The 24332-nt window shown below is 71.9% G+C and carries 26 protein-coding genes and 1 pseudogene; 24 read left to right on the plus strand and 3 right to left on the minus strand.

The window, feature by feature from the left end; genetic code table 11:
* Nucleotides 1–57 precede the first annotated feature (57 nt).
* Nucleotides 58–1617, plus strand: coding sequence for a signal recognition particle protein (ffh, locus tag Sdi02f_RS12400; protein WP_108933234.1), 1560 nt, complete (start codon nt 58–60; stop codon nt 1615–1617).
* Nucleotides 1618–1678: 61 nt separating this feature from the next.
* Here ffh and Sdi02f_RS12405 read toward each other — a convergent pair whose 3' ends face one another.
* On the minus strand, nt 1679–2281 hold the full coding sequence (locus Sdi02f_RS12405; RefSeq protein ID WP_108933235.1) for a hypothetical protein: 603 nt from the start codon (nt 2279–2281) through the stop codon (nt 1679–1681).
* A gap of 182 nt (nt 2282–2463) precedes the next feature.
* Nucleotides 2464–3369 carry a class I SAM-dependent methyltransferase gene (locus tag Sdi02f_RS12410; protein WP_108933236.1) on the minus strand — a complete coding sequence of 302 codons (906 nt, stop codon included), beginning with the start codon at nt 3367–3369 and terminating at the stop codon, nt 2464–2466.
* Between the two features lie 670 nt (nt 3370–4039).
* On the opposite strand from Sdi02f_RS12410, the gene Sdi02f_RS12415 reads away from it, so the two are divergent.
* The 17 genes and pseudogenes from Sdi02f_RS12415 (at nt 4040) to Sdi02f_RS12495 (ending at nt 17311) form a co-directional block, all read left to right on the plus strand.
* Nucleotides 4040–4636 carry a hypothetical protein gene (locus tag Sdi02f_RS12415; RefSeq protein WP_030188620.1) on the plus strand — a complete coding sequence of 199 codons (597 nt, stop codon included), beginning with the start codon at nt 4040–4042 and terminating at the stop codon, nt 4634–4636.
* 250 nt (nt 4637–4886) lie between these two features.
* Nucleotides 4887–5306, plus strand: coding sequence for a 30S ribosomal protein S16 (gene rpsP, locus Sdi02f_RS12420; protein WP_030402307.1), 420 nt, complete (start codon nt 4887–4889; stop codon nt 5304–5306).
* Nucleotides 5307–5308: 2 nt separating this feature from the next.
* Entirely contained in the window at nt 5309–5548 is a 240-nt protein-coding gene (locus Sdi02f_RS12425) for an RNA-binding protein (RefSeq protein ID WP_003973401.1), read from the plus strand.
* Between the two features lie 113 nt (nt 5549–5661).
* Nucleotides 5662–6225 carry a ribosome maturation factor RimM gene (gene rimM, locus Sdi02f_RS12430; protein ID WP_031086318.1) on the plus strand — a complete coding sequence of 188 codons (564 nt, stop codon included), beginning with the start codon at nt 5662–5664 and terminating at the stop codon, nt 6223–6225.
* Nucleotides 6225–7058, plus strand: coding sequence for a tRNA (guanosine(37)-N1)-methyltransferase TrmD (gene trmD, locus Sdi02f_RS12435; RefSeq protein ID WP_030402305.1), 834 nt, complete (start codon nt 6225–6227; stop codon nt 7056–7058). Before rimM ends, trmD begins: the two co-directional genes overlap by 1 nt.
* 136 nt (nt 7059–7194) lie before the next feature.
* Complete coding sequence (gene rplS, locus Sdi02f_RS12440; protein ID WP_007444857.1) at nt 7195–7545, plus strand: 50S ribosomal protein L19; 351 nt, start codon at nt 7195–7197, stop codon at nt 7543–7545.
* A gap of 45 nt (nt 7546–7590) precedes the next feature.
* On the plus strand, nt 7591–8355 hold the full coding sequence (gene lepB, locus Sdi02f_RS12445; RefSeq protein WP_031086320.1) for a signal peptidase I: 765 nt from the start codon (nt 7591–7593) through the stop codon (nt 8353–8355).
* Nucleotides 8348–9430 (plus strand): annotated as a pseudogene (gene lepB / locus Sdi02f_RS12450) (signal peptidase I); the annotation flags it as partial. The gene lepB (Sdi02f_RS12445) and the pseudogene lepB (Sdi02f_RS12450), both read left to right, overlap by 8 nt.
* Nucleotides 9321–10337 (plus strand): signal peptidase I, encoded by a 1017-nt coding sequence (gene lepB / locus Sdi02f_RS12455; RefSeq protein ID WP_030402303.1) that lies wholly within the window; start codon nt 9321–9323, stop codon nt 10335–10337. The pseudogene lepB (Sdi02f_RS12450) and the gene lepB (Sdi02f_RS12455), both read left to right, overlap by 110 nt.
* Before the next feature lie 141 nt (nt 10338–10478).
* Complete coding sequence (gene lepB / locus Sdi02f_RS12460) at nt 10479–11255, plus strand: signal peptidase I (protein ID WP_030402302.1); 777 nt, start codon at nt 10479–10481, stop codon at nt 11253–11255.
* Nucleotides 11245–11775, plus strand: coding sequence for an NUDIX hydrolase (locus tag Sdi02f_RS12465; RefSeq protein ID WP_030402301.1), 531 nt, complete (start codon nt 11245–11247; stop codon nt 11773–11775). Before lepB (Sdi02f_RS12460) ends, Sdi02f_RS12465 begins: the two co-directional genes overlap by 11 nt.
* Nucleotides 11776–11831: 56 nt before the next feature.
* Entirely contained in the window at nt 11832–12140 is a 309-nt protein-coding gene (locus Sdi02f_RS12470; protein WP_003965949.1) for a DUF2469 domain-containing protein, read from the plus strand.
* 88 nt (nt 12141–12228) lie between these two features.
* On the plus strand, nt 12229–12591 hold the full coding sequence (locus Sdi02f_RS12475) for a YraN family protein (RefSeq protein WP_030402300.1): 363 nt from the start codon (nt 12229–12231) through the stop codon (nt 12589–12591).
* The gene (locus tag Sdi02f_RS12480) at nt 12591–14216 is read left to right on the plus strand and encodes a YifB family Mg chelatase-like AAA ATPase (protein WP_031185397.1); all 1626 of its coding nucleotides are present in this window, start codon (nt 12591–12593) and stop codon (nt 14214–14216) included. The genes Sdi02f_RS12475 and Sdi02f_RS12480 overlap by 1 nt, the downstream gene beginning before the upstream one ends.
* A 155-nt stretch (nt 14217–14371) precedes the next feature.
* Nucleotides 14372–15502, plus strand: coding sequence for a DNA-processing protein DprA (gene dprA, locus Sdi02f_RS12485; RefSeq protein ID WP_037825039.1), 1131 nt, complete (start codon nt 14372–14374; stop codon nt 15500–15502).
* 281 nt (nt 15503–15783) lie between these two features.
* Nucleotides 15784–16626, plus strand: coding sequence for an RNA polymerase sigma factor WhiG (whiG, locus tag Sdi02f_RS12490; RefSeq protein WP_031087639.1), 843 nt, complete (start codon nt 15784–15786; stop codon nt 16624–16626).
* 127 nt (nt 16627–16753) lie between these two features.
* Entirely contained in the window at nt 16754–17311 is a 558-nt protein-coding gene (locus Sdi02f_RS12495; RefSeq protein WP_030402296.1) for a TetR/AcrR family transcriptional regulator, read from the plus strand.
* On the opposite strand, the gene Sdi02f_RS12500 is transcribed toward Sdi02f_RS12495, so the two are convergent.
* The gene (locus tag Sdi02f_RS12500; protein WP_245962178.1) at nt 17265–18044 is read right to left on the minus strand and encodes a murein hydrolase activator EnvC family protein; all 780 of its coding nucleotides are present in this window, start codon (nt 18042–18044) and stop codon (nt 17265–17267) included. The genes Sdi02f_RS12495 and Sdi02f_RS12500 overlap by 47 nt on opposite strands.
* A 270-nt stretch (nt 18045–18314) precedes the next feature.
* Between Sdi02f_RS12500 and rpsB the strand changes: the two genes are divergently transcribed.
* The 6 genes from rpsB (at nt 18315) to rlmN (ending at nt 24319) form a co-directional block, all read left to right on the plus strand.
* Nucleotides 18315–19220, plus strand: a complete 906-nt coding sequence (gene rpsB / locus Sdi02f_RS12505) for a 30S ribosomal protein S2 (RefSeq protein WP_053662616.1) — start codon at nt 18315–18317, stop codon at nt 19218–19220.
* 94 nt (nt 19221–19314) lie between these two features.
* Nucleotides 19315–20151, plus strand: coding sequence for a translation elongation factor Ts (gene tsf / locus Sdi02f_RS12510; RefSeq protein ID WP_030402293.1), 837 nt, complete (start codon nt 19315–19317; stop codon nt 20149–20151).
* Nucleotides 20152–20357: 206 nt separating this feature from the next.
* Nucleotides 20358–21116, plus strand: coding sequence for a UMP kinase (gene pyrH, locus Sdi02f_RS12515; RefSeq protein WP_007444937.1), 759 nt, complete (start codon nt 20358–20360; stop codon nt 21114–21116).
* Nucleotides 21117–21298: 182 nt separating this feature from the next.
* Complete coding sequence (gene frr / locus Sdi02f_RS12520) at nt 21299–21856, plus strand: ribosome recycling factor (protein ID WP_030402292.1); 558 nt, start codon at nt 21299–21301, stop codon at nt 21854–21856.
* The gene (locus Sdi02f_RS12525) at nt 21856–23031 is read left to right on the plus strand and encodes a phosphatidate cytidylyltransferase (RefSeq protein WP_037799495.1); all 1176 of its coding nucleotides are present in this window, start codon (nt 21856–21858) and stop codon (nt 23029–23031) included. The genes frr and Sdi02f_RS12525 overlap by 1 nt, the downstream gene beginning before the upstream one ends.
* Before the next feature lie 175 nt (nt 23032–23206).
* Nucleotides 23207–24319: a dual-specificity RNA methyltransferase RlmN gene (gene rlmN / locus Sdi02f_RS12530; RefSeq protein WP_030402290.1), complete on the plus strand. Its 1113-nt coding sequence runs from the start codon at nt 23207–23209 to the stop codon at nt 24317–24319.
* The last annotated feature ends 13 nt before the right edge of the window (nt 24320–24332 follow it).

Here is a 24332-nt window from a genome sequence, read left to right on the forward strand (position 1 = left end):
GCCGGATACCCTGGAGGGCGACCCACACCCACTGCCGACGCGAGGACCTACGCCGCCGTGTTCGATACCCTCTCCGACCGCCTCAGCGCGACTTTCAAGAACCTCCGCGGCAAGGGCAGGCTGTCCGAGGCGGACATCGACGCCACGGCCCGCGAGATCCGCATCGCGCTGCTCGAGGCCGACGTGGCGCTGCCCGTCGTCCGCGCCTTCATCAAGCGCGTCAAGGAGCGCTCCCTGGGCGCCGAGGTCTCCAAGGCGCTCAATCCGGCGCAGCAGATCGTCAAGGTGGTCAACGAAGAGCTGATCACCATCCTCGGCGGCGAGACCCGCCGTCTGCGCTTCGCCAAGCAGCCGCCGACCGTGATCATGCTGGCCGGTCTGCAGGGTGCCGGCAAGACCACCCTCGCGGGCAAGCTGGGCCGCTGGCTCAAGGAGCAGGGCCACTCGCCGCTGCTGGTCGCCTGTGACCTCCAGCGCCCCAACGCCGTCAACCAGCTCAGCGTCGTCGCCGAGCGCGCCGGTGTCGCCGTCTACGCCCCCGAGCCGGGCAACGGGGTGGGCGACCCGGTCAAGGTCGCCAAGGACTCCATCGAGTTCGCCAGGACCAAGGTGCACGACCTGGTCATCGTCGACACCGCCGGCCGCCTGGGCATCGACCAGGAGCTGATGCAGCAGGCCGCGGACATCCGCGACGCGGTCCACCCCGACGAGATCCTCTTCGTCGTCGACGCGATGATCGGTCAGGACGCGGTCAACACCGCCGAGGCCTTCCGCGACGGCGTCGGCTTCGACGGCGTGGTGCTCTCCAAGCTCGACGGCGACGCCCGCGGTGGCGCGGCCCTGTCGATCGCCTCGGTGACCGGCAAGCCGATCATGTTCGCGTCGAACGGCGAGAAGCTCGACGACTTCGACGCCTTCCACCCCGACCGGATGGCCTCCCGCATCCTCGACATGGGTGACCTGCTCACCCTGATCGAGCAGGCTGAGAAGACGTTCAGCCAGGAAGAGGCCGAGAAGATGGCCTCCAAGCTGGCGTCCAAGAAGGGCCAGGACTTCACCCTGGACGACTTCCTGGCCCAGATGGAGCAGGTCCGGAAAATGGGCTCCATCTCGAAGCTGCTCGGCATGCTCCCCGGCATGGGCCAGATGAAGGACCAGATCAACAACCTCGACGAGCGCGACGTCGACCGCACGGCCGCCATCATCAAGTCGATGACCCCGGCCGAGCGCCAGGAGCCGACGATCATCAACGGCTCGCGCCGTGCCCGCATCGCCAAGGGCTCCGGCGTCGAGGTCAGCGCCGTGAAGAACTTGGTCGAGCGGTTCTTCGAGGCCCGCAAGATGATGTCCCGCATGGCCCAGGGCGGCGGCATGCCCGGGATGCCGGGGATGCCCGGCATGGGCGGTGGCCCCGGCCGGCAGAAGAAGCAGCAGAAGAAGGCCAAGGGCAAGCAGCGCTCGGGCAACCCGATGAAGCGCAAGCAGCAGGAACAGGAGGAGGCCGCCCGCCGGGCCGCCGCCGCGCAGGGCGGGGGCCCGGCGGGCGGCCTCGGGCTGCCGCAGCAGGGCGGTCAGGACTTCGAACTGCCGGACGAGTTCAAGAAGTTCATGGGCTGACGCCCGTTCGTGCCCGAGCACCGGGGCGGCATCCCCGACCGGGGACGCCGCCCCGGTCCGGTCACTGGGGGAACGTCCAGACGCAGGGCTCGCCGTCCTCCCCGGACCAGTGGACCTCGACGCCGGTGGCGTCCGCGGGGATCACGTAGGTCTCGCAGAAGACGTGGCTCTCGCCCTGCTTCCAGCTCTCCACGTCGTACGGGTCCTCACAGCCCGGTGCGTCCTCCGGGGCGCCGACGAGGACGCCGCCGCGCCGTCCGTCGGCGAAGACCGTGGCGGCGTCGTGCACGTCGGAGCCGCCGGTCAGCGCGGGACCGCCCTTGTGCGTGTACCTGAGGTACGCGGTGGCCAGCACCTTGCCCTTGGCGTCCGCGGCGTCCGCCACCGCCTTCGCGGCCTCCGCCTCCGTGCCGACGTCGACCCTCTGGGCCAGCACCTCGTACGTGACCTCGCCGGGGTCCTCCGCGACCTTCCCCGTCGCGCTCTCGCCCGCCGCCATGTCGCCGCCCGAGGCCGGCCGGGAGGGCGAGGGCGAGGCTCCGGTGGTCGCCGGGCTCTTCGCGTCGGCGCCGGTGTCGTCGTCCCCGCCCCCGCAGGCGGTGAGGGCCAGGGCGAGGACGGCGACCGGCGCGGCGAGGCGCAGTGCGGTCGTGCGGTGCGGCACTACAGGCTCCTGTATGCGGATGTGTCTGTTCCCCCGAACGGTGGATCAGCGTAGAGGCCCAAGATCCAGCAGGAGACGCCGCGGAGGCCCCGGAGTGGCTCCTTCACACCCTTCACACGCGCACCGGAAGAAGTGCGTCACGCGGCGATCGCTTACCGCGCCGTTTCGACCGGAAGCGGTCGTCAGGGCACCCGGGCGACGAGGTAGCGGAAGACGTTCGGCATCCACACCGTTCCGTCCGGCCGCTGGTGGGGGTGCAGGGCCTCCCTCAGCTCCTTGTCGACCTGTTCCCGGCCGGTCGCCGCGACCGCCGCGTCGAACAGCCCGGTCGACAGCAGTCCGCGCACCGCGCTGCCCGTGTCGGCGTATCCGAACGGGCACGCCACCCGTCCCGAGCCGTCCGGCCTGAGTCCGGCCCGCTGGGCGACCTCCTCCAGGTCGTCGCGCAGGGCGGGGCGCCAGCTGCCGGGTCCGCGCAGCGGGTCGGAGAGCCGGGCGGCCACCCGCAGCACCGAGGTCGTGGCGCACCGCTCGGGCGGTCCCCAGCCGGTCAGCACCACGGCCGCTCCCCGCGCGGCGAGCGGTGTCGCCCGGGCGAGCAGGGCGCCGAGTTCCTCCGCGTCGCCCGTGCGGCATCCTGTGGGCTCGAAGGCGGTCACCAGGGTGTACGGCGGTGATGTGGGGTCCGCCGCGTCCTCGGGCGGGCCCTCGACGATGCGCGGGATGCCGCCGCGCGCGTGCGGGCCCGCCGTCGCGGGGGACTGCGGCGCCTGCGCCGCCCACTGTTCCCCGGGGGTGCCGGGGAGCAGGCGCCGGCGGGCCAGGGCCAGGAGTTCCGGGGAGCGGGAGTCGACCCCGGTCACCGCGGCGCCGCGCGAGGCGGCCATGAGCAGGGCGAGACCGGAGCCGCAGCCCAGCCCCAGCACGCGCGTGTCGCCGCCCACGTCCAGCCGCTCGTGGACGGCCTCGTAGAGCGGTACGAGCATCCGCTCCTGAATCTCGGACCAGTCACGCGCGCGTGCCCGCAGGTCCACGTGAGGTGTCGTCCCCGCGTGAGTCGAGTGCTGCCGCACGAGCGTAGGTGTCATAGGAAAGCGCCCCAATCGCCGAGTGTTGCCGCCGTGCCCGATTCCTTGGCCCCCGTGCAGTGCGCTCGCACTCCCCCCGTATGCCAGGTAACTCCGGGCTCGCCGTGGCGTCCAGTGGTGGCGGGGGCCGGTCTGCCCGATCCCCGGCAGCCTGGCGAGATTTCACTTCCCGGCAACACGGGGGCGACCGCGTGGTACCCGGGTAGCCCCGTCCCGTGTCCTCGGGCGGATGGCCGGATCGTGTCGTTGGGCGACGACCGTGGGCGGCCGCGGGGCGGAGGGACCGGTTCCGGCCAAGGTCGGCCGGCCCGGCGGCCGCCGCGCGGTGCCCGCACGTGCGGGGAGGCGGGGCGGTGCCGCACGCCGGGGGCGCACCCGGTAACGTCGCACCCGTCGACGCGCCCGCTCGGACGGCGTCCCTCCGGCGCGACAGTGACCGAAACGCCTCTTGCGCCCTTGCGGGGCGCGCGCACTCCGGCGCGCGGACGCCACGTACGCGCCGGCGCGTACGTCGGACTACGCACCGGCTTGGTACGAGCTGTGAGGCTTCTCCGCAGATCAGCGCACCCGCCCTCGTCGGGACGCATCAGCGGCAACTGACTGGTACGTGCAAATTATTTGGGATGCCCCGGAATAGGAACACAGCGGCACCCCGGCTCGTTGTCATTACGTGAGCACGACACCACCTGTTCTCGCCGCAGAGCTGGCGCAGGCGTGGGCCGACATTCAGCGGCACCACACCGAGCTGCCCGATCTTGCCGCGCCCGAGTCCCTGATCGGAGAGTCGTCGTCCGCCTGCGGACACGAGCTCTCCTTCGAGCGACTGCTTCACGAGGCAGTCCACGGCATCGCCGCCGCGCGCGGAGTACGCGACACCTCCCGCGCGGGGCGCTACCACAACCGCCGATTCCTCGCGATCGCCGAGGAGCTGGGCCTGGACCACCCCGAGGAGCCGCATCCCAGCAGCGGCTTCTCCCTGGTCACGCTCACCCCCGAGGCGAAGCGCCGCTACCGCCCGACGATCGAACGCCTCCAGCGCGCGCTGAAGGCCCACACCGCCGCCACCGCGACCGACACGGCCCGCAGCTTCCGCGGTCCGGCCGCCCGCCACGGCTCCAGCGGGGGAGGGGTGCGCGTGAAGGCGGTCTGCGACTGCGGTCGCAACGTGCGCGTCGTCCCGTCGGTGCTGGCCCAGGCGCCGATCATGTGCGGCGGCTGCGGCAAGCCGTTCCGCATCCCGGAGGTGGTCGGCGCGGGAGTGAGCTGACGGTCCGGCTGCTCGTGGCAGCCGGGCCGGGCCCGTCGTCCGGGGCCGAGCGGTCCGCCCGCGGGGGCGGCCCCGGTGCCCTCGGTCCGGCGGGCCCGCCCACGTGTGGCACAATGGCTAGCTGTACTCGACAGTCGCACAGGACCCCTCTCTCCTCCGGCTGACGCGTCCATCGGGCACTCGGGTACCGCAACCCCACGCGGCTCTCTCGCCGTGCCCACCCACGTCAAATCCAGGAGAACCCACTCCCGTGGCAGTCAAGATCAAGCTGAAGCGTCTGGGCAAGATCCGTTCGCCTCACTACCGCATCGTCGTCGCCGACTCCCGTACCCGCCGTGACGGCCGGGCCATCGAGGAGATCGGCAAGTACCACCCGACGTACAACCCGTCGGTGATGGAGGTCGACGCCGAGCGTGTCGCGTACTGGCTCGGTGTCGGCGCCCAGCCGACCGAGCCCGTGCTCGCCATCCTGAAGAAGACCGGCGACTGGCAGAAGTTCAAGGGCGAGCCCGCCCCGGCTCCGCTGCTCCAGCCGGCCGAGAAGGCGGCCCGCCCGTCCTTCGAGGCGGTCGGTGGCGAGGACGAGGGCAAGGGTGAGGCGATCACCCAGAAGAAGAAGGCCGACAAGAAGGACGAGGCCGCCGCCGAGTCCTCCGCGTCCGAGGCCTGAGCATGCTCGAGGAGGCTCTCGAGCACCTCGTGAAGGGCATCGTCGACAACCCTGACGATGTGCAGGTCGCCTCGCGCAACCTGCGCCGCGGGCGGGTGCTCGAGGTCCGGGTCCACCCCGACGACCTCGGCAAGGTGATCGGCCGCAACGGCCGCACCGCACGCGCCCTGCGCACCGTCGTGGGCGCCATCGGCGGCCGGGGTGTCCGTGTCGACCTCGTCGACGTGGACCACGTCCGCTGACGCCAAGCGCAGCACCGGCTCGGGCCGGGGAAGGCCACTGGGCCGTCCCCGGCCCGCAGTCGTATGAGCCCGTCGTGCGGGCTCGTCGCAGTTCCGACAGGAGATCAAGCACAGTGCAGTTGGTAGTCGCGCGCATCGGCCGCGCCCACGGCATCAAGGGCGAGGTGACCGTCGAGGTCCGCACGGACGAGCCGGAGCTGAGGCTGGGGCCCGGTGCCGTGCTGGCCACCGATCCCGCCTCCGCCGGGCCGCTCACCATCGAGACCGGCCGGGTGCACAGCGGCCGCCTCCTGCTGCGCTTCGCCGGTGTCCACGACCGAACCGGGGCCGAGGCGCTGCGCAACACCCTCCTGATCGCCGACGTGGACCCGGACGAGCGGCCCGAGGACGAGGACGAGTACTACGACCACCAACTGATCGACCTCGACGTGGTGACCGTCGACGGCACCGAGGTCGGCCGCATCACCGAGATCTCCCACCTGCCCACGCAGGACCTGTTCGTGGTGGAGCGCCCCGACGGCAGCGAGGTCTACGTGCCGTTCGTCGCCGAGATCGTCACGGACATCGACCTCGACGAGCAGCGCGCGGTCATCGACCCGCCGCCCGGTCTGATCGACGACCGGGCCGAGATCGCCTCCGCGCGCGAGGACGCCGACGGCCCGGGAGACGACGCCTGATGCGGCTCGACGTCGTCACGATCTTCCCCGAGTACCTGGAACCGCTGAACGTCTCCCTCGTCGGCAAGGCACGCGCGCGTGGACAGCTCGGCGTCCACGTGCACGACCTGCGCGCGTGGACGTACGACCGCCACAACACGGTCGACGACACCCCCTACGGCGGCGGCCCGGGCATGGTCATGAAGACCGAGCCGTGGGGCGACGCCCTGGACACCGTCCTGGCCGACGGCTACGAGGCGGGCTCCGGCGAGCCCGCCCTCATCGTGCCCACGCCCAGCGGCCGGCCCTTCACCCAGGAACTCGCCGTCCAGCTCTCCGAGCGGCCCTGGCTGATCTTCACGCCCGCCCGCTACGAGGGCATCGACCGCCGCGTCGTCGACGAGTACGCGACCCGGATGCCCGTGTACGAGGTGTCCATCGGCGACTACGTCCTGGCCGGCGGCGAGGCGGCCGTCCTGGTCGTCACCGAGGCCGTGGCCCGGCTGCTGCCCGGCGTGCTCGGCAACGCGGAGTCCCACCGGGACGACTCCTTCGCCCTCGGCGCCATGGCCAACCTGCTGGAGGGCCCCGTCCACACCAAGCCCCCGCGGTGGCGCGGGCGCGGCATTCCCGACGTGCTGCTCAGCGGCCACCACGGGAAGATCGCCCGCTGGCGCCGCGACGAGGCCCTGCGCCGCACCACCGAGAACCGGCCCGACCTGATCGAACGGTGCGATCCCGCCGCCTTCGACAAGAAGGACCGCGAGATGCTCTCCATCCTGGGCTGGCAGCCCGACCCGGACGGGGAACCGTACGGCCGATTTTGGCGCAGGACCCCGGGCATGGAAGAATAGGCGGCTGTTGTGCGTCCGTCCGGAGCGCGCCCCTGCCACAGGGGGAGAAGACGCCCGTCCCGACCCGCACGGCACTGATTCCGAAACACCTAGTTTCCGTCGATGACCTGTGGCATCGGCGAAGAAAGCAGACGAAATGTCTCACCTGCTCGACTCCGTCGACGCCGCGTCGCTGCGCAGCGACGTCCCGGCCTTCCGCCCCGGCGACACCGTCAACGTCCACGTGCGCGTCATCGAGGGCAACCGCTCCCGTGTGCAGCAGTTCAAGGGCGTCGTCATCCGCCGTCAGGGCGCCGGCGTGCGCGAGACCTTCACGGTCCGCAAGGTCTCCTTCTCCGTCGGCGTCGAGCGCACCTTCCCGGTGCACACCCCGATCGTCGAGAAGATCGAGCTCGTCACCAAGGGTGACGTCCGCCGCGCCAAGCTGTACTACCTGCGCGAGCTGCGCGGCAAGGCCGCGAAGATCAAGGAGAAGCGCGAGAGCTGAGCGCCCTCCGAGGTCCGTGCCGGGGCCGGATAGCATCTGGCCCCGATGGACACCGAAGCACAGCACACGGAGCGCGACCGCTCCTCCCTTCCCTCCGACTCCGAGCAGCCCTCGGATCCGGAAGGCCCGGAGGAACGGTCGCGTTCCGCGTTCGCGGGGCGGATCACGGACTGGGTGCCGGGCGGCCGGATCACCGTGACCCTGCTGGTCCTGATGCTGTTCCTGCTGCTGCTCAGCACCTTCGTGCTGCAGCCGTTCCAGATCCCGAGCGGGTCGATGGAGCGCGGATTGAGGATCGGTGACCGCGTCCTCGTAAACAAGGTGGCGTACCGTTTCGACCGTCGGCCGCAGCGGGGCGACATCGTCGTCTTCGACGGCACCGGGCTCTTCGGGCACGGCGACTACATCAAACGCGTTGTCGGTGTGGGCGGCGACCACGTGGTGTGCTGCGACGAGGAGGGGAGGCTCCGGGTGAACGGCCAGCCGGTCGACGAGTCGGCGTTCCTGTACCCCGGCGACCGCCCCTCCACGGTCCCCTTCGACGTCGTCGTCCCCGACGGCACCCTCTTCGTCCTCGGCGACCACCGCGCCGACTCCAGCGACTCCCGCGACCATCTGGGCTCCCCGGGCGGCGGGATGATCCCGCTGGACAAGGTGATCGGCCGCGCCGACTGGATCGTCTGGCCCTTCGGCCACGCCACCCACCTCGACCGTCCCGACGCCTACGCGCGCGTGCCGGGCGCGGAGACCGGCACCGAGCCGGCCCACGCGGGGGCCGGGGCGGCGCGTGCCGGGGACGGCGATGGGTAGCCGGGGCAAGCCGCGGGGAGCGCCCAGCAGCCCCGCGGAGAACCTGCTGCCCACCGGTTCGCGGCGTGCCGTCGCGCCGTCCGGCGGCCGCTCGCGCGCCGAGCGCCGCAAGCTCCAGCGCAAGGTCAAACGGCGGCGCAGACGCAGCGCCGTCAAGGAGATCCCGCTCCTCGTCGGCGTCGCGGTCCTCATAGCGCTGGTGCTCAAGACCTTCCTCGTCCAGGCCTTCGTGATCCCGTCGGGCTCCATGGAGCAGACCATCCGGATCGGCGACCGGGTCCTGGTGGACAAGCTCACCCCCTGGTTCGGTTCCGAGCCGCAGCGCGGGGACGTCGTCGTCTTCCGGGACCCCGGTGGCTGGCTGGCGGGCGAGCAGACCACCAAGAAGGACGACCCCGTCGTCGTCAAACAGGTCAAGGAGGGGCTCGCCTTCATCGGGCTGCTGCCGTCCGACGACGAGAAGGACCTCATCAAGCGGGTCGTCGGCGTGGGCGGCGACCACGTCAAGTGCTGCGACACACAGGGACGCCTCACCGTCAACGGCGTTCCCCTGGACGAGGACTACCTGTATCCCGGGGACAGCCCGTCCCGCACGCCGTTCGACGTCACCGTGCCCGAGGGACGGTTGTGGGTGATGGGCGACCACCGGTCGAACTCCGCGGACTCCCGCGCCCACCAGGAGACCGACTTCGGCACGGTGTCCCAGGACGAGGTGGTGGGGCGGGCCATGGTGATCGCATGGCCGTTCGGTCACTGGACCACCCTGGACGAACCGAAAACGTACGCGTCCGTGTCCGACTCGGCCTCCGGTTCGACCGCCGCCCCCGGGCTGTCGCATAGGGTTGCCCCCTACGATCCGAACGCGATGATGGAACTCCCGACCCCTGCGGAACTCCCGCTCGTTATGGGAGTGGTGGGCCTGCGCCGTATCCGGGGCAGGCGGCGGCAGAGAGTGAGGAGTTGGCGTGGGGGATGTGGCGGTTGGCGCACGGTCCGGACACGACGGCGAGGAGAACCGCGGACGCCCCGAGGGGACGGCCGGCCCGGCGTCGGTCGGCGCCCCGGACTCCGGGTACGGCTCCGGGACCGAGGACGGCAGGGTGACGAACGGACAGAGCGGCGGGAACGGGCACAACGGCGGGACCGAGGACGAGGGGGTCGGCGGGACGCCGCCCGCGGCACCTCCCGCGGCGAAGAAGCAGCGCTCCTTCTGGAAGGAACTGCCGATCCTGATCGGCATTGCGCTGGTGCTCGCCCTGCTGATCAAGACGTTCCTGGTGCAGGCGTTCTCGATCCCGTCGTCCTCGATGGAGAACACCCTGCAGATCGGTGACCGGGTCCTGGTCGACAAGCTGACCCCCTGGTTCGGCTCCGAACCCGAGCGCGGCGAGGTCGTCGTCTTCCACGACCCGGCCGACTGGCTGGCGGGTGAGCCGACGCCCGAGCCGAACGCGCTGCAGACCGTCCTGAGCTGGATCGGGCTGATGCCGTCCGCGGACGAGAAGGACCTGATCAAGCGGGTCATCGGCGTCGCCGGCGACACGGTCGAGTGCAACAAGACCGGCCCGCTCAAGGTCAACGGCAAGGCGCTGAACGAGCCGTACGTCTATCCCGGCAACACGCCGTGCTCGGACGACGACCAGGGCGGACGGTTCAAGGTCACGGTGCCCGAGGGCAAGCTCTGGGTCATGGGCGACCACCGGCAGAATTCCCGGGACTCGCGCTACAACCAGTCGGACAAGAACGGCGGCATGGTCCCGGTGGACGAGGTCGTCGGCCGCGCCATCGTGGTCGCCTGGCCGATGGGCCACTGGAGCACACTGCCGGTTCCGGACACCTTCGACCAGGACGGCCTGCAGTCCCAGGCCCGGTCCTCGGCCGCCGCCGCGCTGACGGTCGCCCCGCAGGGGCTGGCCGTCGCCGGTGTGGTCCCGTTCGTCTGGTGGCGCCGCCGCCGTACCGCGCCCGCCGAGACCCGCTGAGGCGCCCTCGGCCGCACGGTCCCGGCCGGTCCGCGGGCGCTTGTGTGATCGTTCCCCGACGGGGCAGCCCCCTCCCGCCCGTCTTCCGGCGGCCGGGAGGGGGCTGCCCCGTCGGCGTACCGCCGGGTAAGGTGCGGCTCCATGGGTGGCGAGAGCACGACACGTACGGCCCCGCGCGGCGCCGGAGCGGACAAGGGCCCGGCGGGCGGCCGGACCGGGCAGCGGCTGTCCAACATCGCCGTGGCGCTGGGGCTGGTGATGTTCCTCGGCGGGTTCGCCTGGGGTGCGGTGCTCTACCGGCCCTACACCGTGCCGACCAGTTCGATGACGCCGACCATCGACGCCGGTGACCGGGTCCTGGCGCAGCGCATCGACGGTGCCGACGTCCGCCGCGGGGACGTCGTCGTCTTCAAGGACGCGACCTGGGCCAACGCCCCCATGGTCAAGCGGGTCGTCGCCGTCGGCGGGGACACCGTCTCCTGCTGCCAGAAGGGCAGGCTGAAGGTCAACGGCAAGGTGATCGACGAGCCGTACCTGCCCGACGGCACCCCGGCCGAGATCAGCGACTTCCCGACCGTGACCGTCCCGGAGGGCCGCCTCTTCCTGCTCGGCGACGAGCGCGGCAACTCCGTGGACTCCACCGCCCACCTCACCGACGCGGCCGGCGGCACCGTGTCGCGGGGCGCCGTGGACGCCCGCGTGGACGCCGTGGCCTGGCCGATGAACGGCATGCTGGAGCGGCCGACCGGCTTCGAGACGCTGGGCGACCTGTCCTCGCCGGGCCCGCTGCGGACGGTCGTCGCCCTGGTGATCGCCGGGGCGGTGCTGATCCTGGGCGGAGCGGCCTACGGTCCGCTCGCCCAGCGGACCCGGGCCTCCCGCGCCCGCAAGGCGGCGGAGCCGACCGGTGGCCGCTGAGCAGACCCCGGCGGACCGGGACACCTACGAGGGCGGACTGCGCCGGGTCGCCCGGGTCGTGCTGCTCGACCCCGAGGACCGCGTCCTGCTGCTGCACGGGCACGAACCGGACGATCCCGCCGACGACTGGTGGTTCACCCCCGGCGGCGGGGTGGAGGGCGACGAGACCCGCGAGGAGGCGGCCCGGCGCGAACTGCTGGAGGAGACCGGCATCACCGATGTCGAGCTGGGCCCGGTCCTGTGGCGGCGCAGGTGCTCCTTCCCCTTCGCGGGCCGCCGCTGGAACCAGGACGAGTGGTACTACCTGGCCCGCACCGACCGGACCGCCGCCGGGACCGTCGGCCCCGGCCTGACCGAACTGGAGCGGCGCAGCGTCGCCGGAGCGCGCTGGTGGACGTGTCAGGAACTGACCCGGGCACGTGAGACGGTGTATCCGACCAGACTCGCCGAGCTGCTGCGCACGCTGCTCGACGAAGGTCCCCCGGCCGGCCCGGTGACCCTGGACACCGAAATCGTCTAGGGGTGCACGGGACTGGCGCACAATGGGGGGACCGTACGGCTGAAGGGGAACATGCCATGAGCGCCGAGGACCTCGAGAAGTACGAGACCGAGATGGAGCTCAAGCTCTACCGGGAGTACCGCGATGTCGTCGGACTGTTCAAATACGTGATCGAGACCGAGCGGCGCTTCTACCTCACCAATGACTACGAGATGCAGGTGCACTCCGTCCAGGGCGAGGTGTTCTTCGAGGTCTCCATGGCCGACGCCTGGGTGTGGGACATGTACCGGCCGGCCCGGTTCGTGAAGCAGGTGAGGGTGTTGACGTTCAAGGACGTGAACATCGAGGAGCTGAACAAGAGCGACCTGGAGCTTCCCGGCGGGTGACGGAGTTTTCCACAATCGGCGAGTAGTTCACCGTGAGTGACGGTATCGGGCCGTCTGCGTGATCGTTGGTGCCGGAGGTGGTGCCGACATGAACGCACGAGGTGCGATGGGCGCGTACGGCGAGACACTCGCCGCCCGCCGGCTGGCCGGGGCCGGAATGACCGTCCTGGAGCGCAACTGGCGCTGCGGCAGGACCGGCGAGATCGACATCGTGGCCCGGGACGGAGACGTCCTGGTCGTCTGCGAGGTCAAGACCCGCAGGGGCGGCTCCTTCGAGCACCCGATGGCCGCCGTGACGCCGGACAAGGCGGAGCGGCTGCGGCGGCTCGCCGAGCGCTGGATCCAGACCCACGGAGGAGCCCCGCCCGGCGGTGTCCGCATCGACCTGGTCGGCGTCCTCCTCCCGCAGCGCGGCGCCCCCGTGGTCGAGCACGCCCGGGGGGTGGCGTGATGGGGTTCGCGCGCACGTGCTCGGTGGCGCTCGTCGGCGTCGAGGGCGTGGTGGTGGAGGTCCAGGCCGACCTGGAACCGGGGGTGGCGGCGTTCACGCTGGTGGGGCTGCCGGACAAGAGTCTCACCGAGAGCCGGGACCGGGTGCGGGCGGCCGTGGTCAACTCCGGCGCGGAGTGGCCCCAGAAGAAGCTGACGGTGGGGCTCAGTCCGGCCTCGGTGCCCAAGAGCGGCAGCGGCTTCGACCTCGCCGTCGCCGCGAGCGTCCTGGGTGCCGCGGAGCGGATCGACCCCCGGGTGCTCGCCGACATCGTGATGATCGGCGAACTGGGGCTGGACGGCCGGGTGCGGCCCGTGCGCGGGATCCTGCCGGCGGTACTGGCCGCGGCCGACGCCGGGTACGAACAGGTGGTCGTGCCGGAGTGCGCCGCCGCCGAGGCATCCCTGGTCCCCGGTGTGTCGGTGCTCGGCGTGCGCAGCCTGCGCCAGTTGATCGCCGTCCTCGCCGACGAACCCGTGCCGGAGGAGGAGCAGGACCAGCAGGGCCGCCCCGACCCGCTCCTGGCCGGTCTGCGCATGCCCGGCACCGGCGCGGCCACCGGAATGCACAGTGTCGGAGCGGCGCAGCACGACCACGGACACGATCTCGCCGACGTCGTCGGACAGGAGTCGGCGCGCACGGCGGTGGAGGTCGCCGCGGCCGGCCGCCACCACCTGTTCCTGGAAGGGCCGCCGGGCGCCGGCAAGACCATGCTCGCCGAACGGCTGCCCGCCCTCCTGCCCCGCCTCTGCCGGGCGGAGTCCCTGGAGGTCACCGCCGTGCACTCGGTGGCGGGCCTGCTGCCACCGGGCAAACCGCTGATCGACGTGGCCCCCTACTGCGCTCCCCACCACTCCGCCACGATGCAGGCCCTCGTCGGCGGCGGTCCGGGCATCGCGCGGCCGGGAGCCGTGTCGCTGGCACACAGGGGTGTCCTGTTCCTGGACGAGACTCCGGAGTTCAGCAGCCACGTGCTGGACGCCCTGCGCCAGCCGCTGGAGGCGGGGCACGTCGTCATCGCGCGCAGCGCCGGGGTGGTGCGCTTCCCGGCCCGGTTCCTCATGGTGCTCGCCGCCAATCCCTGCCCCTGCGGGCGGTTCTCGCAGACCGACGAGTTGTGCGAGTGCCCGCCCTCGGCGATCCGTCGCTACCAGGCCAGGCTGTCGGGGCCGCTGCTCGACCGGGTCGACCTGCGGGTCGAGGTGGACCGGGTCACGCGCAGCCAGCTGGCCGGCGACGGCCCCCGGGGCGACACCACCGCGACGGTCGCCGACCGGGTGCGCGCGGCCCGGGAGCGGGCGGCGGCCCGCCTCGCCGGCACGCCGTGGCGGTCCAACGGCGAGGTGCCCGGCCGGGAACTGCGCAGCCGCTGGCGGGCCGCGCCCGGCGCGCTGGACGAGGCGGAGCGCGGTCTGGAACGCGGCGTCCTCACCGCCCGCGGACTCGACCGCGTGCTGCGCGTCGCCTGGACCGTCGCGGACCTCGTCGGCCACGACCGCCCCGAAGCGACGGACGTCGCCCTGGCGCTGCAACTGCGCACCGGGGTGCCGCGGGGCGTGCCGATGGCTCTGGGAGCGCTGACGTGACCGGCGCCGACCGGCCACCGGAGGCCGCCCCGAGCGGTGACGGCGGGCCGGCGCGGGCCGATTCGCTCTTCCCCGCCGCCGTCGTGTCCGGCGGGGGCGGAGATCCCGCCCCCGGAGCCACGACTCCCCGGGGCGAGGGGGCCGCGGAACGCGAGCTGCTCGGGCGGGTCTTCCTCACCCGGGTCCTCGAACCCGGCGACGAGACCGGCGGACGGTGGGTGCGGGAGCGCGGTGTGACGGAGGTGGTGCGGCGCCTGCGCGAGGGCGGGCGCGCGCTGCCTGGAGTGAGCGAGAAGCGGTGGGCGGGCCTGTGCGCCCGGGCGAGCAGGGCCGACCCGGGCCGGGACCTGGCCGTCGCCGGGTCCTCGGGGGCGCGGTTCGTGATCCCCGGGACCGCCGAGTGGCCGGGGCAGCTCGACGACCTCGGTGACGCCCGCCCCCTCGGGCTGTGGGTGCGGGGCGGGCCCAGTCTGCGCATGTGGGCGCTGAGGTCGGTCGCCCTCGTCGGCGCCCGCGCCTGCACCGAGTACGGCGCCCACATGGCCGCCACCCTCGCCGCCGGGCTGGCAGAACGCGGCTGGGTCGTGGTGTCCGGCGGTGCCTACGGCGTCGACGGCGCCGCCCACCGGGGCGCCCTCGGCGCCGGCGGCGCCACCGCGGCGGTGCTGGCCAGTGGCGTGGACCGCCCCTACCCTCCCGGGCACACGGCGCTGATCGGCAGGATCGCCGAGCAGGGCCTGGTCGTCGGGGAGCTGCCGCCGGGCGATCACCCGACGCCGAGCAGATTCGTCCTGCGCAACCGGGTCATCGCCGCCCTCACCCGCGGCACCGTGGTGGTGGAGGCCGCCTACCGCAGCGGTTCGCTGGTCACCGCCCGTGCGGCCCGGCGGCTGGGCCGGCACGTGATGGGCGTGCCGGGACCCGCGACCAGCGCGCTCTCCGCCGGGGTGCACGAACTGCTGCGCGGCGACGCGGTGCTCGTCGGGGACGCCGCCGAGGTGGTCGAGCTGGTCGGCGCCATGGGAGAGCTGGCCCCGGAGCGGCGTGGACCGGTCCTGCCCACCGATCTCCTGGAGCCCCCCACCCGCCGGACACTGGCCGCACTCCCCGGGCGGGGAGCGGCGACGGCGGCCGAGGTGGCCCGCGGCGCGCAGACCACCACGGACGACGCGACCGCGAGACTGTACGAGCTTCGAGCGCTTGGTTACGTCGAACGACACGGCGACGGCTGGAAGTTGACACGCCAGGCGATGATCTCGATTCGCGGAGGTCGCAGCCCGCGCTGACGCACCGTGTTCGGCCGTCCGGGGGAAGCCCGACGCCCGTGGGGTTGGGGGCAGTTGAGGTATTCGAGTGATCACCGAGAGCGATCATCATCCCCCCTGCGGAGCGTTCAGCGGAACGTATCTGCGTAGGGTGGCCGCCCACTCCTTCGCACACCGCGACGGCCCAGTCACGCTACGCTCACGATGACCCCCACGCAGACGGCCGACAGCAGGTGACAACCAGAAAGCAGAACGGCGGCCTCACGCGCACGACATCACGGCAGAACGGCACTAGGCGACGAATGCCCCAGCACACCTCCGGGTCCGACCGGGCGGCGATCCCCCCAGCCGCCCGCGACGGTGGCAGCGTGCGACCGTCCGCCCCCTCGACGCTCGACGAGCTGTGGCGGTCGTACAAGGCGACCGGCGACGAGCGGCTGCGGGAACAGCTCATCCTGCACTACTCGCCCCTCGTGAAGTACGTGGCGGGCCGGGTCAGCGTGGGGCTGCCGTCCAACGTCGAGCAGGCCGACTTCGTCTCCTCCGGAGTCTTCGGACTGATCGACGCCATCGAGAAGTTCGACGTCGACCGCGAGATCAAGTTCGAGACGTACGCGATCACCCGGATCCGGGGCGCGATGATCGACGAGCTGCGCGCGCTGGACTGGATCCCGCGGTCGGTGCGGCAGAAGGCGCGCAACGTGGAGCGTGCGTACGCGACGCTGGAGGCACGGCTGCGCCGCACCCCGACGGAGAGCGAGGTCGCCGGGGAGATGGGGATCGCCGTGGAGGATCTCCACGCGGTCTTCAGCCAGTTGTCGCTGGCCAATGTGGTGGCCCTGGAGGAGTTGCTGCACGCGGGCGGCGAGGGCGGCGACCGGCTGAGCCTGATGGACACGCTGGAGGACACCGCCGCCGACAACCCGGTGGAGGTCGCCGAGGACCGGGAGCTGCGGCGGCTCCTGGCCCGGGCGATCAACACGCTGCCGGAGCGGGAGAAGACCGTCGTCACGCTCTACTACTACGAGGGCCTCACACTCGCCGAGATCGGCAACGTGTTGGGCGTGACCGAGAGCAGAGTCAGCCAGATTCACACCAAGTCGGTGTTGCAGCTCCGCGCCAAGCTCGCCGGTTTCGGCCGCTGACCTGGGCCTACGGCGCACGGGAGACCCGGCCGGCGCACCCGGCGGCGAGCGTCCGGCCGGTGCGTGACTCCCGTCCGGGGGGCCGCGTCCGTAAAGTGGTGACGTGCCAAGGATTCGAGCGGCCTCCGTGGCCGAGCACCGGTCGATGCAGCGTGCCGCCCTGCTGGACGCGGCACGCTCCCTGCTGTCCGACGGCGGAACGGAGGCCCTGACCTTCCCCGCCCTCGCCGAACGAACGGGTCTTGCCCGGTCGTCCGTCTACGAGTACTTCCGGTCCCGGGCGGCCGTGGTCGAGGAGCTGTGCGCCGTCGACTTCCCCGTCTGGGCCGCGGAGGTCGAGGCGGCGATGGAGCGCGAGACGGCTCCCGAGGCCAAGGTCGAGGCGTATGTGCGCACCCAGCTCGACCTGGTCGGGGACCGGCGGCACCGGGCCGTCGTGGCCATCTCCGCGAGCGAACTCGACGCCGGTGCGCGGGAGAAGATCCGGGCCGCGCACGGTGGTCTGGTCGCGATGGTCGTCGAGGCGCTGGGCGAACTGGGGCACGACCAGCCCCGGCTGGCGGCGATGCTCGTCCAGGGCGTCGTGGACGCGGCCGTCCGGCGGATCGAGCTGGGCGCGGCGGAGGAACCGGCGGCGATCACGGATGCGGCGGTCTCCATGGCGCTGCGGGGCGTGCGGGGCTGACGCCCGTGCGGCCGGGCAGCGGCACTCCGAGGACCGGGAGCAGCCTCGACGGGCTCCCGTTCAGCAGCCAGGGCGGGAGCAGGGACAGCGGGTTCAGGTAGACGTCGCCCCGCAGCAGGCCCCAGTGCAGGCAGTCCGGGCAGTGCGAGCCCGCCGGCCGCACCGTGCCGAGCACCTCGCCGGCCGCGACCTCGTCGCCCTTCTCCACCGTCGCCTCGACGGGCGTGTACGTCGTCCGCAGGGGTGGTTCGCCCGTCCCCGCCAGCTCCAGCGAGACCACGCCCCGGCCCGCGACCGGCCCCGCGAAGGACACCCGCCCGGCGGCCACGGCCCGCACCGGTGTCCCGCCCGCCGCGGCGAGGTCGACCCCGCGGTGGCCCGGCCCGTACGGGGTCGCCGGGGGCTCCCAGCCCCGCAGGACCGCGGGCCGGACACCGACCGGCCAACAGCGGGCCAGAGCCGGGACGGCCGGGGCCGGCGCCTTCCGCAGCCCCCCGCCCGCCGAAGCCGCCGAGTCCGCCTGGCCGGCCTGACCGGCCCGGCCGTCCTGACCGGCCGGACCCGTCCGCTCCCCGGGCACCGTCGCCGGAGCCGTCACCGCGGCCCCCGCCGACGTCGGACGCGGCGGCCCCGGGGTCAGAACGGCCAGAACGGCCAGAACGGCCAGGACGGTCCCGGCGGCCGGCAGGAGCGCCGGCCGGGCACACGCGCTCACCCATCGCCTCATTCGCATGCGGGCACCGTCCCGCACCAGGACCGATCCGCGCCGGGCCCTGTGGACCGCGCCCCGGTTGTGGACAGCCGCGTCACCCGGTACCCCTCGGGTCCCGTACACTTCTGGTGGCGATCCGGGTCACCGGGTCGACTTCGCACGCCCCGACACGAGGCCCGCACAGGTCCGTGTCAGCGCCCCTCGGTCCCTAGCGGCAGGCGCATCCGGGCGTCAGGCGCGGGAGCCGTCCGGCTCGCGCGGCACAACCGAGAAACTCGAGGAGATACGGCCATGGCCGTCGTCACGATGCGGGAGCTGCTGGAAAGCGGCGTCCACTTCGGTCACCAGACCCGTCGTTGGAACCCGAAGATGAAGCGCTTCATCTTCACGGAGCGCAACGGCATCTACATCATCGACCTGCTCCAGTCGCTGTCGTACATCGACCGCGCCTACGAGTTCGTCAAGGAGACCGTCGCCCACGGCGGCACGGTCATGTTCGTCGGCACGAAGAAGCAGGCGCAGGAGGCCATCGCCGAGCAGGCCACCCGCGTCGGCATGCCCTACGTCAACCAGCGCTGGCTGGGCGGCATGCTCACCAACTTCTCGACCGTCTACAAGCGCCTGCAGCGCCTCAAGGAGCTCGAGCAGATCGACTTCGAGGACGTGGCCGCCTCCGGCCTCACCAAGAAGGAGCTGCTGGTCCTCTCCCGCGAGAAGGCCAAGCTGGAGAAGACCCTCGGCGGTATCCGCGAGATGTCCAAGGTGCCCAGCGCCGTCTGGATCGTGGACACCAAGAAGGAGCACATCGCGGTCGGCGAGGCCCGGAAGCTCAACATCCCGGTCGTCGCCATCCTCGACACCAACTGCGACCCCGACGAGGTCGACTACAAGATCCCGGGCAACGACGACGCGATCCGCTCCGTCACCCTGCTCACCCGCGTGATCGCCGACGCCGTCGCCGAGGGCCTCATCGCCCGTTCCGGTGCCGCCGGTGGCGCCAAGGGCGAGAAGGCCGCCGGCGAGCCGCTCGCCGAGTGGGAGCGCGACCTGCTCGAGGGCGAGAAGGCCGAGAAGGCCGAGAAGAAGGACGACGTCGAGGCCGCCGAGAAGCCCGCCGAGGCCCCCGCCGCCGAGGCCGCCCCGGCCGCCGAGGCGCCCGCCGCCGAGGCTCCGGCCGCGGACGCCGAGCAGGCCTGACCCCTCACCCCTTCGGGTTCTGGACGGCGGGGGCCCACGAAGCCCCCGCCGTCCGGCCCGTAGATCTTCAGACTTCGAGAGAGATTCCGGAATCATGGCGAACTACACCGCCGCCGACGTCAAGAAGCTCCGCGAGCTCACCGGCGCCGGCATGATGGACTGCAAGAAGGCGCTGGACGAGGCCGAGGGCAACGTCGAGAAGGCCGTCGAGGCGCTCCGCATCAAGGGCCAGAAGGGCGTCGCCAAGCGCGAGGGCCGCTCTGCCGAGAACGGCGCCGTCGTCTCGATCATCGCCGACGACAACACCTCGGGTGTCCTCGTCGAGCTGAAGTGCGAGACGGACTTCGTCGCCAAGGGCGAGAAGTTCCAGAACGTCGCCAAGGCCATCGCCGAGCACGTCGCCAAGGCCGCCCCGGCCGACCTCGAGGCCCTGCTCGCCTCCGAGATCGAGGCCGGCAAGACCGTCCAGGCTTACGTCGACGAGGCCAACGCCAACCTCGGCGAGAAGATCGTCCTGGACCGCTTCGCGCAGTTCTCCGGCGGCTACGTGACCGCGTACATGCACCGCACGATGCCCGACCTGCCCCCGCAGATCGGTGTCCTCGTCGAGCTGGACAAGCCCAACGCCGAGATCGCCAAGGGCGTCGCCCAGCACATCGCCGCCTTCGCGCCGAAGTACCTCTCCAAGGAGGACGTCCCGGCCGAGGTCGTCGAGTCCGAGCGCCGCGTCGCCGAGGAGACCACCCGCGCCGAGGGCAAGCCCGAGGCCGCCCTGCCGAAGATCGTCGAGGGTCGCCTCAACGGCTTCTTCAAGGACGCCACCCTGCTCGGCCAGCCCTACGCCCTGGACAACAAGAAGTCCGTCCAGAAGGTCCTGGAAGAGGCCGGTGTCAGCCTGAAGCGCTTCACGCGCATCAAGGTCGGCATCTGAGTCCGTACCGCGACGGACGTACGACCCCGGTAGGGTCGACCGCAGTCGTCGGCGCCGTTCGCGTATGCCGTTGCGTACGCGCGCGTGGCGGCGGACGACAGCAGATCTGACGAGGAGGCCATTGCCGCGTATGGGATGCGAAACACGCCCCCACCGGCAGTGGCCTTCTTCGTGTGTGTGACCCACGTAAAAGAGGCGAGATCTCCATGACCACCAAGGCCGAGAAGAGCGACGACGGCAAAGTACGCGGCCGCTTCATGCTGAAGCTGTCCGGAGAGGCCTTCTCCGGCGGTGGGGGCCTGGGCGTCGACCCCGACGTGGTGCACGCCATCGCCCGTGAGATCGCCGCCGTCGTGCGGGACGGCGCGCAGATCGCGATCGTCATCGGCGGCGGCAACTTCTTCCGCGGCGCCGAGCTGCAGGTGCGCGGCATGGACCGCGCCCGCTCCGACTACATGGGCATGCTCGGCACCGTGATGAACTGCCTGGCCCTCCAGGACTTCCTGGAGAAGGAGGGCGTCGACTGCCGCGTGCAGACCGCCATCACCATGGGCCAGGTCGCCGAGCCCTACATCCCGCTGCGCGCCGTGCGCCACCTGGAGAAGGGCCGCGTGGTGATCTTCGGCGCCGGAATGGGCATGCCGTACTTCTCCACCGACACCACCGCCGCCCAGCGCGCCCTCGAGATCGACGCCGAAGCCCTGCTCATGGGCAAGAACGGCGTGGACGGGGTCTACGACTCCGACCCGAAGACCAACCCGGACGCCGTGAAGTTCGACGCGCTCGGCTACGGCGAGGTCATCACCCGCGACCTGAAGGTCGCCGACGCCACGGCCGTCACCCTCTGCCGCGACAACAGCCTCCCGATCGTGGTCTTCGAGCTGTTGAAGGAGGGCAATATCGCCCGCGCCGTCAAGGGTGAGAAGATCGGCACGCTCGTGGGGGACCAGGGCAGCCGGGACTGACCGGAGAACACCCCCCCCGTCCGCGGACGCCACCTGTCCGGGGGACGGACGGGACGGGACCGGGCCGGGGGATGGACAATGTCCCGCCGGTCGGGAACCGTGCAGGAAGAACGCGACGCAGCCGGCCGCAGCTCCGACAGGGGACCGCAGCCGGGCCTACTCAAGACACGCAGGAGCAAGTGGTGATCGAAGAGACCCTCCTCGAGGCCGAGGAGAAGATGGAGAAGGCCGTCGTGGTCGCCAAGGAGGACTTCGCCGCGATCCGCACCGGCCGTGCGCACCCGGCGATGTTCAACAAGATCGTGGCCGACTATTACGGCGCGCCGACGCCGATCAACCAGTTGGCCTCGTTCTCCGTGCCCGAGCCGCGCATGGCCGTGGTGACCCCCTTCGACAAGAGCGCCCTGCGCAACATCGAGCAGGCGATCCGCGACTCCGACCTGGGCGTCAACCCGAGCAACGACGGCAACATCATCCGGGTGGTCTTCCCCGAGCTGACCGAGGACCGCCGCCGCGAGTACATCAAGGTCGCCAAGGGGAAGGGCGAGGACGCCAAGGTCTCCATCCGCTCCGTGCGCCGCAAGGCCAAGGACGCCATCGACAAGATGGTCAAGGACGGCGAGGTCGGCGAGGACGAGGGCCGCCGTGCGGAGAAGGAGCTCGACGACACCACCGCCAAGTACGTCGCGCAGGTGGACGAGCTCCTGAAGCACAAGGAAGCCGAACTGCTCGAGGTCTGATGAACGACTCTTCCTGGGGAGCGCCGCCACAAGCCGGGTACTGGGGGCCGTCCGACCAGGGACCCGCCCAGGGCGCCGGCCCGGCGGGTCCCGCGTACGATGCGCACTACGCGCAGCAGACTCGCCCCATGCCCATCGTGCCCGACGTACCCGAACACGGCGGAGACCAGGACGACGACCAGGGGACCGCTCGGCTGAGCGGTCCCTTGTTCCGGGACGAGCCGTTCCACGACCAGCCCGGTCGCGACGAGCCGTATCGCGACCAGAACCCGTCGGCGCAGCCGTATGCGGTGGTGCCGCAGAATCCGGAGCCCATGCCCGTCGCCCCGCAGCCGGCGCAGCCGCAGCCGCCGCAGAAGAAGAGCGCGGGGCGCGACCTCGGGGCCGCGATAGGGGTCGGCGTCGGCCTCGGCGTGGTGATCATCGCCTCGCTGTTCTTCGTCAAGGCCGTCTTCGTCGGCGTGATCGCGGTCGCCGTCGTAGTGGGCCTGTGGGAGCTGACCAAGCGGCTGGAGGAGCGCAAGAGCATCAAGGCGCCCCTCGTCCCGCTCGCCGTCGGCGGCGCGGCGATGGTGGTCGCCGGGTACGCGCGCGGAGCCGAGGGCGCGTGGACCGCCATGGCGCTCACGGCGCTGGCGGTCCTGGTCTGGCGGATGACGGAGCCCCCCGAGGGCTATCTCAGGGACGTCACCGCGGGGGTCTTCGCCGCGTTCTACGTGCCGTTCCTGGCCACCTTCGTCGCCATGATGCTGGCGGCGGACGACGGCGCCTGGCGCGTCCTGGTCTTCCTGATACTGACGGTCGTCAGCGACACCGGGGCGTACGCCGTCGGCTGGCGCTTCGGCAGGAAGAAGCTCGCCCCGCGCATCAGCCCCGGCAAGACCCGCGAGGGCCTGCTCGGAGCGGTGGCGTTCGCGATGGCGGCGGGCGCGCTGTGCACGCAGTTCCTGATCGACGACGGCACCTGGTGGCAGGGCCTGCTGCTGGGCCTCGCGGTCGCCGTCAGCGCCACGCTGGGCGACCTCGGCGAGTCCATGATCAAGCGCGACCTCGGCATCAAGGACATGGGCACCCTCCTGCCGGGTCACGGCGGCATCATGGACCGGCTGGACTCGCTGCTGCCGACGGCACCGGTGGTGTGGCTGCTGCTGGTGATCTTCGTCGGGTCGGGTTGACAGCGATCAGGTAGTCTGGGAAGGGCCTGCGGCTTCCGGCCGCGGGCCCTTCCGTGTGTCCCCGCCGACGCGGGGGTCTTCCAGTGAGGTCTCCTGGCTCCGGCACGGCCCTGCCGTTGGCCCCGCAGACGCGGGGGGTTGCCACAGGCCCGCCGTCCTGAGGAGTTGTCCGACCGTGGCCCGTCCAGCCCCCGGTGAGCTGACCTTCGCCGCACCCCGCGGAGCGAAGCGGCCGCCGCGGCACCTTGCCGATCTCACGCCTGCCGAGCGCAAGGAGGCCGTCGCCGCGATCGGTGAGAAGCCGTTCCGTGCCAAGCAGCTCTCGCAGCACTACTTCGCGCGGTACGCGCACGCCCCCGAGCAGTGGACCGACATCCCCGCCGGCTCGCGCGAGGGGCTGCGCGAGGCGCTGCTGCCCGAGCTGATGACGGTCGTGCGGCACCTGTCGACCGACGAGGGGACCACGCGCAAGACGCTGTGGAAGCTGTTCGACGGGACGCTCGTCGAGTCCGTGCTCATGCGCTACCCGGACCGGGTCACCATGTGCATCAGCTCCCAGGCGGGCTGCGGCATGAACTGCCCCTTCTGCGCCACCGGCCAGGCCGGACTCGACCGGAACCTGTCGACCGCCGAGATCGTGCACCAGATCGTGGACGGCATGCGGGCGCTCAGGGACGGCGAGGTCCCCGGAGGTCCCGCACGGCTCAGCAACATCGTGTTCATGGGCATGGGCGAGCCCCTCGCCAACTACAACCGCGTCGTCGGCGCCGTCCGCCGTCTCACCGACCCCGAGCCCGACGGGCTGGGGCTCTCCCAGCGCGGCATCACCGTCTCCACGGTCGGCCTCGTCCCGGCGATCCACCGCTTCGCCGACGAGGGCTTCAAGTGCCGCCTCGCCATCTCCCTGCACGCGCCCGACGACGAGCTGCGCGACACCCTCGTCCCCGTCAACACGCGGTGGAAGGTGCGCGAGGTGCTGGACGCCGGGTTCGCGTACGCGGCGAAGTCCGGGCGCCGGCTGTCCATCGAGTACGCCCTGATCCGTGACATCAACGACCAGGCCTGGCGCGGTGACCGGCTCGGGCGGCTGCTCAAGGGCAGGCCCGTGCACGTCAACCTGATCCCGCTCAACCCCACGCCCGGCTCCAAGTGGACCGCGTCGCGGCCCGAGGACGAGAAGGCGTTCGTGGAGGCGATCGCGGCGCACGGTGTGCCGGTGACGATCCGGGACACCCGTGGGCAGGAGATCGACGGGGCGTGTGGTCAGCTCGCCGCGAGCGAGCGGTAACCTGACCGACGGA

The organism is Streptomyces ardesiacus, from assembly GCF_003112575.1.
Classification (GTDB): Bacteria; Actinomycetota; Actinomycetes; order Streptomycetales; family Streptomycetaceae; genus Streptomyces; species Streptomyces ardesiacus.